The sequence below is a fragment of the Streptococcus mitis genome (genome assembly GCF_946190285.1).
Classification (GTDB): Bacteria; Bacillota; Bacilli; order Lactobacillales; family Streptococcaceae; genus Streptococcus; species Streptococcus mitis_CP.
Genome location: NZ_CAMHZX010000001.1, coordinates 502,427 through 515,063, shown reverse-complemented (window position 1 = coordinate 515,063; position 12,637 = coordinate 502,427). Strand labels below are relative to the sequence as shown.

General features: G+C 34.9%; 15 protein-coding genes, 1 tRNA gene and 1 pseudogene. 11 read left to right on the top strand and 6 right to left on the bottom strand.

What is annotated here, in order from left to right; translation table 11 throughout:
- Positions 1–219: 219 nt before the first annotated feature.
- The 4 genes from N8L39_RS02500 to N8L39_RS02485 all read right to left on the bottom strand — a co-directional run bounded on the left by N8L39_RS02500 (position 220) and on the right by N8L39_RS02485 (position 3,472).
- A complete protein-coding gene (locus N8L39_RS02500) occupies positions 220–1,266 on the bottom strand; it encodes a DUF6287 domain-containing protein (protein ID WP_261009776.1) in 1,047 nt (348 codons plus the stop codon).
- Between the two features lie 4 nt (positions 1,267–1,270).
- Positions 1,271–1,735, bottom strand: coding sequence for a hypothetical protein (locus N8L39_RS02495; protein ID WP_049547095.1), 465 nt, complete (start codon positions 1,733–1,735; stop codon positions 1,271–1,273).
- Between the two features lie 33 nt (positions 1,736–1,768).
- Positions 1,769–2,647 (bottom strand): N-acetylmuramoyl-L-alanine amidase family protein, encoded by an 879-nt coding sequence (locus N8L39_RS02490; RefSeq protein ID WP_419991709.1) that lies wholly within the window; start codon positions 2,645–2,647, stop codon positions 1,769–1,771.
- Positions 2,648–2,884: 237 nt separating this feature from the next.
- A complete protein-coding gene (locus tag N8L39_RS02485; RefSeq protein WP_247953148.1) occupies positions 2,885–3,472 on the bottom strand; it encodes a recombinase family protein in 588 nt (195 codons plus the stop codon).
- 441 nt (positions 3,473–3,913) lie between these two features.
- On the opposite strand from N8L39_RS02485, the pseudogene N8L39_RS02480 reads away from it, so the two are divergent.
- Together N8L39_RS02480 and N8L39_RS02475 are read left to right on the top strand one after the other, a co-directional pair.
- Positions 3,914–4,610 (top strand): annotated as a pseudogene (locus N8L39_RS02480) (IS5 family transposase).
- A gap of 182 nt (positions 4,611–4,792) precedes the next feature.
- Positions 4,793–6,127 carry an Nramp family divalent metal transporter gene (locus N8L39_RS02475; protein ID WP_261009778.1) on the top strand — a complete coding sequence of 445 codons (1,335 nt, stop codon included), beginning with the start codon at positions 4,793–4,795 and terminating at the stop codon, positions 6,125–6,127.
- A gap of 113 nt (positions 6,128–6,240) precedes the next feature.
- Here N8L39_RS02475 and N8L39_RS02470 read toward each other — a convergent pair whose 3' ends face one another.
- The gene (locus tag N8L39_RS02470) at positions 6,241–6,483 is read right to left on the bottom strand and encodes a type B 50S ribosomal protein L31 (protein ID WP_000710764.1); all 243 of its coding nucleotides are present in this window, start codon (positions 6,481–6,483) and stop codon (positions 6,241–6,243) included.
- Between the two features lie 95 nt (positions 6,484–6,578).
- Positions 6,579–7,514, bottom strand: coding sequence for a DHH family phosphoesterase (locus tag N8L39_RS02465; protein WP_261009779.1), 936 nt, complete (start codon positions 7,512–7,514; stop codon positions 6,579–6,581).
- Positions 7,515–7,617: 103 nt separating this feature from the next.
- Between N8L39_RS02465 and N8L39_RS02460 the strand changes: the two genes are divergently transcribed.
- The 9 genes from N8L39_RS02460 (at position 7,618) to N8L39_RS02420 (ending at position 12,637) form a co-directional block, all read left to right on the top strand.
- A complete protein-coding gene (locus N8L39_RS02460) occupies positions 7,618–8,061 on the top strand; it encodes a flavodoxin (protein WP_001162128.1) in 444 nt (147 codons plus the stop codon).
- Between the two features lie 114 nt (positions 8,062–8,175).
- Positions 8,176–8,442, top strand: coding sequence for a chorismate mutase (locus N8L39_RS02455; RefSeq protein WP_000362436.1), 267 nt, complete (start codon positions 8,176–8,178; stop codon positions 8,440–8,442).
- Complete coding sequence (crcB, locus tag N8L39_RS02450; protein ID WP_138025505.1) at positions 8,439–8,813, top strand: fluoride efflux transporter CrcB; 375 nt, start codon at positions 8,439–8,441, stop codon at positions 8,811–8,813. The genes N8L39_RS02455 and crcB (N8L39_RS02450) overlap by 4 nt, the downstream gene beginning before the upstream one ends.
- On the top strand, positions 8,807–9,136 hold the full coding sequence (crcB, locus tag N8L39_RS02445; protein ID WP_261009780.1) for a fluoride efflux transporter CrcB: 330 nt from the start codon (positions 8,807–8,809) through the stop codon (positions 9,134–9,136). The genes crcB (N8L39_RS02450) and crcB (N8L39_RS02445) overlap by 7 nt, the downstream gene beginning before the upstream one ends.
- Before the next feature lie 118 nt (positions 9,137–9,254).
- Entirely contained in the window at positions 9,255–9,602 is a 348-nt protein-coding gene (gene rplS, locus N8L39_RS02440) for a 50S ribosomal protein L19 (RefSeq protein ID WP_001068669.1), read from the top strand.
- Between the two features lie 42 nt (positions 9,603–9,644).
- Positions 9,645–9,716: transfer RNA gene (locus N8L39_RS02435), tRNA-Arg, on the top strand.
- Between the two features lie 276 nt (positions 9,717–9,992).
- Positions 9,993–10,172, top strand: coding sequence for a type II toxin-antitoxin system RelB/DinJ family antitoxin (locus N8L39_RS02430; RefSeq protein WP_084863177.1), 180 nt, complete (start codon positions 9,993–9,995; stop codon positions 10,170–10,172).
- A 687-nt stretch (positions 10,173–10,859) separates the two neighbouring features.
- Positions 10,860–11,846 carry an ABC transporter ATP-binding protein gene (locus N8L39_RS02425; RefSeq protein ID WP_084863178.1) on the top strand — a complete coding sequence of 329 codons (987 nt, stop codon included), beginning with the start codon at positions 10,860–10,862 and terminating at the stop codon, positions 11,844–11,846.
- On the top strand, positions 11,843–12,637 hold the full coding sequence (locus tag N8L39_RS02420) for an ABC transporter permease (protein ID WP_236128268.1): 795 nt from the start codon (positions 11,843–11,845) through the stop codon (positions 12,635–12,637). The genes N8L39_RS02425 and N8L39_RS02420 overlap by 4 nt, the downstream gene beginning before the upstream one ends.

Here is a 12,637-nt window from a genome sequence, read left to right as displayed (position 1 = left end):
GATTTACAGTTTCCTTTTTCAATTATTTTCTTTTTTATTTTATCAATTTTGAGGCTAAAAGTCTAATCTTTTTTAGAGAGAATTCATCAAGTATCGATAGGGATGTAGATGGAATAAAAATATAGGATAGATATTCTCAGAGCATAAGAATATTTATCCTATATGTGTTTATGAAAAGTTGCTAGATATTTTATGAGCTCGTTTAAGGGTTTACTAACACTATTCTACTTTATAGAAAAATCCCTCAGTACTACCATTGATAAGTTGTTGTCCAAACCATAAGCGGTCTTGTGTGATATCAGATGAGTCGGTATAGCCATTATCTGTAGAAGAGGTGACAGACATAGTTATAGGGATTCCTGCTGGTAAAAAGGCAATAGCTGCACCAGCACCTCCATCTTTAGAAACAGAATTTGCCTTAAGATAGTGGTCAATTTCTTTAACATGTTCAATTGAAATTTTGGACTTATCACTTACTAAACCATTTTTGTCGAAAGTAAATTCAATACCTGAACGATTCCTCCAAGTTCCTGAGACACTAGAAAAATCCCCATTTTGAATTGCAGAAATATCCATCCCTTTGCTTTCTGACGGAAGGCTAGTTTCTCCATTTATGAGACTTGTGACAGACTTCCAAGAGAAAGATCTTATATCAAGGGAAGGTGGTTTTGTCCCCAGTCCCTCTTCTGTATCTGATTCGCTAATTAACTCTAACCGTGTTCCATCCTGATTTAACTTGTATAGTTTAACTTGGATTTGATTAGTAGATACACGGGTAGATAATTGGAAATAGCCATTTTCTAAAGGATTAAAATGTACTCGCTCTCCAATAAAGTCCAGATTGTTTTCTGCATTGGTCAGTCGAATAACTTCGTCATTTTTAAGAGTTCGAATATCTAATAAATCGTAATAGTTAGAATCCGTTTTAAGGGCAACCAAAAGTTCGTCCGTACCATTTTGGTCTAAATCATACAAGCTGTATTGTAGTCCAGAGTATTCTTTAGGATAAGTATTTTTTAAGTTTGCTTTTGAATTGAGCTCTTTAGGTGAAGCTGATGAACCATCTAATACTTTGGCATATTCTTTAAGGACAGGATTATATAGGGTGTAATCATTTTTCTTCTCTTCCGATGTGGAAGAAGTGGAACTAGTACTTGAGGCAATCGCTTTAGAACTTGTTGCAGAAGTATTTTCACTCTGATGTTGGCAAGCCGTTAAAATAGAGATAGCTAAAATACTAATACTGAATAGAAATAATTTTTTCATATGTTTAATCTTGCAATTCTAAACCTTGAGCATCTTGGTGCCATTTGCTACCAGTTTTGGACGTTAAAACTTGAATAGTAATTATAATATTCCAAATTGCATTTGCTAGTAAAACAAATGGTAATAAAATAGGAATGATAGCTAGCAGAGTTATGCCGATACGCTTGTACCCTTGTTTAGAATTTCCGATGTAAAAATCGTAGCCACCAAGTGCTCCTAAAAATAGGGCAAATAAGGCTGCGGCAAGTTTAGATTTATCACTCACCCCATTTGAATGTTGACTAGAGCTAGCTGGAGATGTGTTATCTATTTTTGAAACAATATACTCATCACCGTTTTGATAAAATTCTACGTAATCACCTACTTGTGGTTCAAAACCAAAACTTTTTCTTGAAATTGCAGTAAATTGGCCATTATCACCTTTTCCAACATAAACTGTTTCATCTTCAATTTTTATAACTTTGTTCATATAATTATCTCCTTAATCTATTTCTATTGTATGTTAAACCCACTCACCGTTGTAATTGACACGGTAGCCATCAGGGGTCATCGTATTGATTGCTAGTGCACCAGAGCTATAAGCATAGTACCATTTACCAGATACCTTCATCCAACCAGTCTTCATAGCACCTGAACCGTCAAGATAGTACCAGTTACCGTTATTTTTTAGCCAACCAGTCTTCATAGCACCTGAACCGTCAAGATAGTACCAGCTGCCGTCTTTTACCCATCCTGTTTGCATCCAACCAGAATAGTCAAAGCGATACCAAACGCCATTGATTTTTTCCCAGCCATTAGTTTTGTAAGAGCTGTCGGCATGTTTATACCACCAGCGAGAACCAGATTGTAGCCAACTACCTGAGATATTAGAATTCGAACCTGATTGAGTTGTTGTGTTAGTATTTGAATTTGTAGAAGGATTTCCGATTGTAACCTCTTTGCTAGCTTTAAAGACACGTTTTCTTGTATCAGTTAAGTCATCGTAAGGCGAACCAGCTTCTCCAGACATCTCCAAAATATATGTTCCATCTGGAAATTGTTCTGAAACAAAAACATCACCTTTAAATTGATTGCTATAAAATAAAGGTTGCAAAAATTGATCACTGACATCTCTAGTTAGACCACTAAAAATGACAGCATCGTGACTTTGGTACACAATTTTTCCGGTCGCTTTATCAATCAAAGTAATATTTCCCTTAGCAGCCTTATCACCTCCGTGTTGTAGTGGCTCTGAAAGTTTTCCTTCGAAGCTAAGTCCAAAATAATCAATTTCAACTTTTGTAATTGTTGCGTCTATTTGTTTTTCAGTACTCGTATTCTCGCTAGCTGATACTTGATTAGCTGTGATGACTCCAGTGCCAAGAAGTGATAGAGCTGAGATAGTTGCAAGTGTAAATTTTTTAGTTTGTTTGCGCATTCATTTAATACCCCCTATTTTTATTTGTTGTAAAGTAATCAGTTTGTCCTAAAATCTAGACTTTTTTGGACAAACTTGATAGAATGGTAGTGTAATAATAATCGGTCAAAATGCTGGATTTTAGAACCTTTTTTCTAACGAAAATGGTTCTAAAATAAAGTGTATTTCCTGTCCAAAAAATCCTAGTTTTTTTGACAGGAACTATGAATTTTTTATCCAATTATGAAAGGTGCTTTTTGATACTCCTAAGATGTCTGCACCTTCTCGTAAGGTTATTTCTTTTTTCGTATATTGAGCTATTACATCAGGGAGATTATCCGGGGCAAGCAATTTTGGTCTACCGAATTTTTTCCCTTTTTTCTTTGCTTCTCGTATTCCTTCCATTTGTCTTTGTTTGATTTGTTCTCTTTCAAACTGTGCCACATAAGATAGAACTTGCAAAACGATGTCAGATATTAGTTTTCCTGTGATATTGTCATCGCTGTTCTTTGTGTTTAATAAGGGGAAATCTAAAACAGTTATATTTACTTTCTTTTTCTTAGTAATTGATTGCCATTGTTCTAAAATTTCATCATAGTTTCTTCCCAATCTATCAATTGATTTAATAACTAATTCATCATTCTCCTTCAAGGTAGTTAATAATTTTTGATATTCGATTCTGTCAAAATCCTTTCCTGAAACATAATCAATAAAAATATTTTCTTTTGGTAATTTGTTTTCTACTAAGGCTGAAAATTGCCTATCAATATTTTGTTCTCTTGTAGATACTCGAACATAACCGTAACGCATAAGGCTACCACCTATCTTTTTATCTCTATTTTAGACGAAAAGAAAACTACCGCCCATAATGAGTGGTAGTTTGGTGTACTCTTTGCTACTGTATTTTTTGCCAAGATTTTGTCTTGGATGCGTGAATAGTAGTGTTGGATAAAAAATCTTAAGGGCTTAAAACCCTTTTAAACCAACCTTTTTGATGTTTACAAAAATTAAAAACAGTATGTTCAATTTTTGCATGTTCATCATAGTGATTTATAGTTTCCTTTTATCTTATTTTCCTTTTTATTTTATCAATTTTGGGGTTAAAAGTCTAATCTTTTTCTGAGAGAATCTAAGAATTGTGCTTGGCAGTGGAAAATAAAAGTAGACTTCCTGCGAAACAAAATATGATACAATAAAACTACGAATTATGAAGTAAGTAAACAATTAACTGATGCACAATTTAAGCGCCTTATTGGTGTTCAGCGCACTACTTTTGAAGAGATGTTAGCTGTGTTAAAAACAGTTTATCAACTTAAACACGCAAAAGGTGGACGAACCCCTAAGTTAAGCCTAGAAGACCTCCTCATGGCTACTCTTCAATACATGCGAGAATACCGCACTTATGAACAAATTACGGCTGATTTTGGCATTCACGAAAGCAACTTAATCCGTCGGAGTCAATGGGTTGAAGCAACTCTTATTCAAAGTGGCTTTACGATTTCAAAAACTCATCTTAGTGCTGAGGATACGGTGATTGTGGATGTAACAGAGGTAAAAATCAATCGTCCTAAAAAATCAACTAGCCAATTATTCTTTTAAAAAGAAATGTCATGCTATGAAGGCTCAGGCGATTGTCACAAGTCAAGGGAGAATTGTTTCTTTGGATATTGCAGTGAACTATTGCCATGATATGAAGTTGTTCAAAATGAGTCGCAGAAATATCGGACAAGCTGGTAAAATCTTGGCAGACAGTGGTTATCAAGGGATCATGAAGATGTATTCACAAGCGCAAATTCCGAGGAAATCAAGCAAACTTAAGCCACTAACTCTTGAAGATAAATCCTATAATCATGTGCTATCTAAAGAGAGAATCAAGGTTGAGAATATTTTGGCCAAAGTAAAAACGTTTAAAATGTTTTCAACAACCTAACGAAATCGACGTAAATGATTTGGATTACGAATGAATTTGATTGCTGGAATTATCAACTGTGAACTATCATGCTTTCCTTAAGAATCATTTCAAAATGTGATATAATAAGAATAGATTGGAAATAGGAAATTATTTTCATTATATTTTCAAAACTCCATTAATAAAATAGGCAAAGACAAGATTAGAAAGTGAATATTCCGATGTCTTCTTACAAAAAGGTCTCTCTTTCAGAGATCAATCAATCTATTGAAACTCCGAATAACAATCATTTTTGGCAAAATCTAAAAGCATTTTTAGGGCCTGGAGCTCTTGTTGCAGTTGGTTATATGGATCCCGGAAACTGGATTACCAGTGTGGTTGGAGGTGCTTCCTATAAGTATAGTCTCTTATTTGTTATTTTGATTTCATCCATCATCGCCATGCAGCTACAACAGATGGCTGGAAAGCTAGGTATCGTGACGAGGATGGATTTAGCGCAGGCAACAGCTCATCATGCCCCCAAGTGGCTCCGCTATAGTCTATGGGTGATTTTAGAATTAGCTTTAATGGCGACAGACTTGGCTGAGGTTATAGGTTCAGCAATTGCCTTAAATCTTTTGTTTAAAATACCGATTATGGTCGCGATACTTCTAACCGTTTTAGATGTATTTCTTTTGCTTTTGTTGATGAAATTTGGGTTCAAGAAGATTGAATCTATTGTTACAACCCTTATCTTAACCATATTAGGTATCTTTTCTTATCTGGTTGCTTTATCTAATCCAAGTATGCAGGGGATTTTTGGTGGCTATTTACCGACTTCGACTTTATTTGAAAGTTCCTTGCCAGGACATGAGAGTCAACTGACTTTGGCTTTAGGGATTGTGGGAGCAACAGTCATGCCCCATAATCTCTATCTCCATTCATCCCTATCTCAAACAAGAAAAATCAACCATAAGGATAAGAAAGATATACGAAAAGCTGTCCGTTTTATGACCTGGGACTCAAATCTTCAGTTGTCTCTAGCGTTTGTTGTCAATTCCTTGCTTCTTATTTTAGGCGCCTCCCTCTTTTTTGGCCATGCATCTGAAATTTCAGCTTTCTCTCAAATGTACAATGCTTTACAGGATTCGACAATAGCAGGAGCGATAGCCAGCTCAACTCTGTCAACTTTGTTTGCTTTAGCTCTCTTAGCAAGTGGCCAAAATTCTACTATTACAGGTACTTTGACTGGACAGATCGTTATGGAAGGTTTCTTGCATATGAAATTACCACAGTGGGTTATTCGTGTCGGAACACGGATTTTTGCCTTGCTCCCTGTGATGATAGTTGCTGTCTTGTTTGGGCATCAAGAAAAGACCTTAGATCAGTTATTGGTCTATTCACAGGTCTTTCTTTCAATCGCTCTTCCATTCTCAATTTTTCCCTTAATTTATCTGACTTCTAAGAAGTCAGTGATGGGAGAATTTACCAATGCCAAGTGGAACACAATCCTAGGCTACGTAGTTTCAATCATCTTGACTATTCTCAATATCAAGCTTCTTTTCGATATTTTTTAACCCCGTTTGAAATCAATTATAGTGTCAGCGTGACGGTTGACAAATAGAAAGTAGTAGTGATTGGTTTATAAAAAGAAGAAAAAAAGAACAGTTGAAACTGTTCTTTTTTATCATTATTTGAGACCGTATTTTTTGTTGAAACGATCCACGCGTCCATCTGCTTGAGTGAACTTTTGACGTCCAGTGTAGAATGGGTGTGAGTCTGATGAAATTTCCACACGGATCAATGGGTAAGTTTCGCCTTCGAACTCAACTGTTTCGTTAGAGCGTTTTGTTGAACCGCTAAGGAATTGGTAACCAGTAGTTGTGTCCATGAAGACAACTGGGCGATATTCTGGATGGATATCTTTTTTCATTTTGCAATATTTCCTTTCTGCCATGGTCTCTTTGCGAGCCATAGATTGTTACCATACTAGTCTATCAGATTCTGAAAAGTTTGGCAAGTATTTTATCAGTTTTTAAGCAAGTTTTTTAACTTTTGGTAGATGATTTCGTTTTCTTCTAGACTATAGGAATTAGCACCGCTTGCTAGAGGGTGGCCTCCACCATCATGTTCCTTGGCGATTTCATTGATAGGATGGATTTTACTGCGTAAGCGAACACGGTAGTGGCCATCAGCCTGCTCTACAAAAATTCCCCAGATACTTACACTGTCAATACGTCCAGGTGCACCGACAATGGCTGCAGTTTCAGCATCGGTAACATTGAATTGTTTTAAGATTTTCTGACTCAGGATAACGCGAGCAGCACCATTTTCATCCACTTCCAAATGGTCGTAGATGTAGCCTTGCAGTTTAGCAATTTTGTAACTCATAGTGTCCATTTTGCGAGTGAGAGCTGCAAAGTCAAAGTTTTGTTCTCTCAGAGACGCAGCTAGGCGGAGGGTGCGTGCAGTGGTAGAAGGGTAGAGGAAGCGACCTGTATCACCAACAATTCCTGCAAAGAGCAATTCAGCAGCTCGATCTGACAAGGCCAGTTGGGTTGTTTGGGCAAATAGGGTAATCATCTCGCTAGCGCTACTTGAACTTGTATCGACCCAAGACAGGTCACCGTATACATCATCATTTGGATGGTGGTCAATCTTGATGAGAAAATCACCTTGACGATAGCGCTTATCATCGATACGAGCAGTATTGGCCGTATCACAGACGATGACAAGTGCACCTTGGTAGGCACTATCTTCAACAAGATCCATTTCAGCCATCCAAGTAAGAGTCGGTTCATCAAAACCAACGGCTTTGATGGTTTTTTCTGGGAAATGATGTTTGAGAAGAGCTTTCAATCCCACCTGACTGCCCAAGGCATCAGGGTCTGGTTTCATATGACGGTGAATGATAATCGTGTCGTATTCTTTGATTTTTTCTAAAATTTGATGGCAAATTTCCATAAATAACCTCAATTCTTTCTCATTTCATTGTAGCACAAGAATTTTTATTTTTAAAATGAAAAAGATGTGATATAATGGAGAAAGATAAATTGAGGAGGACGATATGGCATTAGCAAAAATTGTATTTGCCAGTATGACCGGTAATACCGAAGAAATTGCAGATATTGTAGCAGACAAATTACGTGACTTGGGCTTGGATGTCGATGTTGATGAATGTACAACTGTTGACGCTTCAGACTTCTTGGAAGCAGACATCGCTATCGTTGCGACCTATACTTATGGTGATGGAGAATTGCCAGATGAGATGATGGACTTCTACGAAGACCTAGCAGATCTCAACTTGAATGGTAAAATCTACGGAGTGGTTGGGTCAGGAGATACCTTCTACGATGAATTTTGTAAGGCTGTAGATGACTTTGACCGCGTTTTTGTTTCAACAGGGGCAGAAAAAGGTTCAGAGTGTGTTAAAGTTGATCTTTCTGCTGAGGAAGAAGACATTGAACGTTTAGAACAATTCGCAGAAGAATTGGCTGCTAAAGTAGGATAAGCATAAAAGTGCGCTGATACAATCAATCAGTGCATTTTTTTATCGTGAGTTGGGATTTTACTAGCCTATTTGGTGGCTTTTTGATACAATAATTCAAATAAAGGAGGAGACTGTATGGATTTAGATATTATTCGTCAAGAAATTGATCAAATCGACGATCAAATTGTTAAACTTCTAGAAGAACGAATGCACTTGGTTGAAGGGGTTGTCGCTTATAAGAAAGCTTCGGGTAAACCGATTTTAGATACCAAGAGAGAAGCGGTTATTTTTGAAAAGGTTAGAAGTCGTGTAGGAGACAAGCGCTATCAGGAGACTATTGTAGCGACTTTTTCGGATATACTCAAACGTTCGCGTGATTATCAGGATCAAAATATCAAATGAAAAAAGAACAATTTTATCCGCTAGGGATTTTTCTAGCTGCTATGTTGGGCGGACTTGTCCGCTACCTAGTTTCCACTTGGTTACCAGCCAGTCCAGACTTTCCTTGGGGTACTCTCTTTGTCAACTATCTGGGAATTTTCTGCCTGGTTTATCTTGTCAAGGGTTATCTGGTCTATAAGGGGACTAGTAAGGGATTGGTTTTAGCACTGGGGACGGGTTTTTGCGGAGGTCTAACAACCTTTTCTAGTCTCATGCTTGATGCTGTGAAACTGCTTGATACAGGGCGTTATCTGAGTTTGGTTATGTATTTGCTTTTGAGCATCGGTGGAGGCCTACTCTTGGCTTACTATTTGGGGAGGAAGAAATGGTAATCGTCTATCTTGCAATTGCTTGTGGCTTCGGAGCTTTAGTGCGTTATTTCTTTTCCCGCTATAATCAAGCATTTAAATTGCCATTCGGAACGCTCATAGCCAATCTTTTAGGGTGTTTTTTGATTGGATTATTCTACAATCATGTAGAGTCTAAGGAAGTCTATGCTATTTTAGCAACAGGATTTTGTGGAGGGTTAACAACCTTCTCTACCTTGAATGACGAACTCCAAAGGTTGCTGAGCGATAGGAAAGTCTTTTATTCTTACCTGGCTTTGACCTACCTAGGTGGTTTGGTTGCGATTTTTTTAGGAATTCTGCTATAAATTTCTTTACTTTTTTGTGGAAATTTGGTAAACTGTATCTTGTGTGTAATGGACGCACAAAAATACAGTTTATCCGCTGAGGAAGATTCCTCAAGATTGACAAAGATAGGAGAATAAAATGAATCCATTAATCCAAAGCTTGACTGAAGGTCAACTTCGTACAGATATCCCATCATTCCGTCCTGGTGACACTGTTCGTGTACACGCGAAAGTTGTCGAAGGTAACCGTGAACGTATCCAGATTTTTGAAGGTGTTGTTATCGCACGTAAAGGTGCTGGCATCTCAGAAAACTACACAGTTCGTAAAATCTCTAACGGTGTAGGTGTTGAGCGTATCTTCCCAATCCACACTCCACGTGTTGAAAAAATCGAAGTTGTTCGTTACGGTAAAGTACGTCGTGCGAAATTGTACTACTTGCGTGCTCTTCAAGGTAAAGCAGCTCGTATCAAAGAAATCCGTCGTTAATTCGACTAAAAAACTCTGCTTTTTCAGCAGAGTTTTTATCTAGCTCCCTTAGTTCAATGGATATAACAACTCCCTCCTAAGGAGTAGTTGCAGGTTCGATTCCTGCAGGGGGCATTTTAAGAAGCGTAAAGAAACATAAAGAATATTCAAAGTCTTTATTTATAGGCAATCATCACAATTTAGTTTTTTAAAATAGTATAGTATATTTTGTTTTTTTGACCAAACGTTGACCAAAATTTGACCAAAAATTTGTTTTGATTTTTATGAATATAGAATAAAGTAGATCAGGAAGCTGGTCTATTTTACTTTGTATTTAATATGTATAAAAATTTGAATTTGTCTGTCTGGAAGTGATACAATAGACATACAGAATAAAAAGGAGAAAATACTATGCCACAAATTGCTGTTAGAGTTGATGATGATTTAAAAAAAGAAGCAACTGCAATTTTTAATGAATTAGGTTTAGATATGACAACTGCTGTAAAGTTATTTTTGAAGCAATGTGTTTTAACTAGAAGTATTCCTTTTGAAGTGAAACTAGATATTGAAGATGATGTAAAAGAGGATTGAAGCTATGGTTTTATATTCTGATAAGGCTGTTGCTGTTTTGGAAAAAAGTAAGAAGATATAATTTACCTTTATATGCTGAAACTGGTGAAATTTTAACAAAAAAGGAGAATATTTAAAATAACTTAGTATTTTTGGAATTTTTGACCAAAGTGTGACCAAAATTTGACTAAATATTTGTTTTGATTTTGATGATTATGAGGTTAAGTAGATCATAGGAGTAAGTCTTTATAGGTATAAGTTATTTATGCTCGCTATGTTAGTTAAATAATTAATTTTTGACTGATTTATCTCTGTTTAATGTAAATTAGTTATGAGGAATATTGTCTTATTTATATACGAATATATAAAATAATGATACAATAATATTATATAGAAAATTGTAGATATTAGACTGACTATAAAAAATGGAGGTAATTTATGAATAGCAAGGAATGGATTATGGAATTTGAATCTTTAAATGTATGATTACTATAACCGTTATAAAATCAATAAGAAACGTTGTGGTCGGAATTTTTGATATCTTCTAAGAGTAGTCAGAGGATTATTGATTTAATAACAGAAGTACACGAAGACATATATTTAACATCTATTATTTTACCCATCCCGAAGATTTTAGCTCAATCTTTAGCATTTTGGTAAAGTATGGAAAAAGTACAAGTAAATATATTTTATCGAAAGGAGAGATATATGAGTGAAATAGTTATTAATGCTCAGAATTTATCTAAAAATTTTTATAATTTTGATTCAAGACTCCCATTTATCAAGAGATTTTTGAAACGTAATCAAATAACGATTCGAGCTGTTCAAGATATTAGTTTTACGATTAAGAGAGGGAGTATAGTTGGCTTTATTGGGAGTAATGGAGCTGGTAAATCCACAACGATTAAAATGTTGACTGGGACTCTTTATCCTAGTTCCGGAAAATTAGAAGTGAATGGAGAAATTCCATTTAAAAGAAGTATAAATTTTAGAAAAAAAATTTCAATAGTAGTAGGAAATAAATTACAGTTATTTCAAGATGTTTCGGCTATGGATTATTTTCAATTGATTGGTACTTTATATGAGGTAGAACCGGCGATTTTACAAGAACGAATTCAGGAATTAAGCAATTTGTTGAATGTAAAAGATCAGCTTTACCAGCAGGTCCGGACCCTCTCTCTTGGACAAAAAATGAAAATGGAGTTTATCGCGGCATCTTTAACAAGTCCGGAAATATTATTTTTAGACGAGCCTACTATAGGGTTAGATATACAGTCTAAAAAAGATATCAGAACATTTTTAAAGAAAATGAATGAAGAATGTCATACTACTATTATTTTAACGAGTCATGATATGGATGATATTTCGTCTGTTTGTGACGAATTAATCGTCATTGACAAAGGAAAAATTATTTTGCAGGAGTCAATGGATGTTATTTTATCTAAATTTTCTGATTTTAAATATTTAAAGATAAAAATGACATTAGATTTTGTACCAGAGTTATGCTCTGTTAAAGGAGTAGTAGTCATTTCTCAAACAAAATCGGAATGTATACTAAAAATACCTAGAGATTTTGTCTTTGAGACATTAGAATCAATCAATAAGCTTGTAGATATAGAAGATTTTGAAATATCAAATCTTTCTTTAGAAGAAATTATTTTACAAAACTATTTTACAAAAAAGGAGCACAATTGAAAAAAGAAATGTCTATTATTCTGATATCATTTCGATCTATTTTGAACTATAAATCAAGTGTACTATTGTTAATGTTACAGGCAAGTATACAAATTATGATATCAGTATTTTTATGGACGTATATATATCAGAGTAACCAGATAAATATAGCAGGATATGATTTTACCTCAATGGTTCAATACTATTTGGGGACTATAATTTTTTCATATTTTGTTTTTTATCCAGTTGATTGGGAAATCAATGACGATGTTCATTCAGGAAATTTTTTTAGCATATTAATAAAACCTGTTACTTTTTATAAGTATTATTTTTGTAAAATGCTTGGAGATAGGCTTGCTCATTTATTATTTATCATCATTCCTGTCATTTTATTCTCCAGTGTTTATTACAAGAATGAGTTATTAACCATTGAAATTCTTATTTTAGGAAGTATTGTAATTATTCTATCTATGGTTCTATGGTTTTTAATATCATGTTGTGTAGGTATGCTTTCTTTTTGGTTAGAAAATATATTTTTTGTCCTTACTGTTAAAGAAATAGTAATTCAGTTTTTATCAGGAATATTATTGCCTTTAAGTTTTTTTTCAAATAATTTTCGTCTGTTTTTAGATGTATTACCTTTTAAATACTTAGTATATGAACCGCTTCAGATGTTTAGTAATGATACATATAAATTAATAGACTATTTGAGAATTATTTGTATTCAATTGATTTGGTGCATCATTTTTTATATTATATCAAGATTCATATTGAGAAAAGGAGTGGAGCACTTCTCAAATGTGGGAGGATAA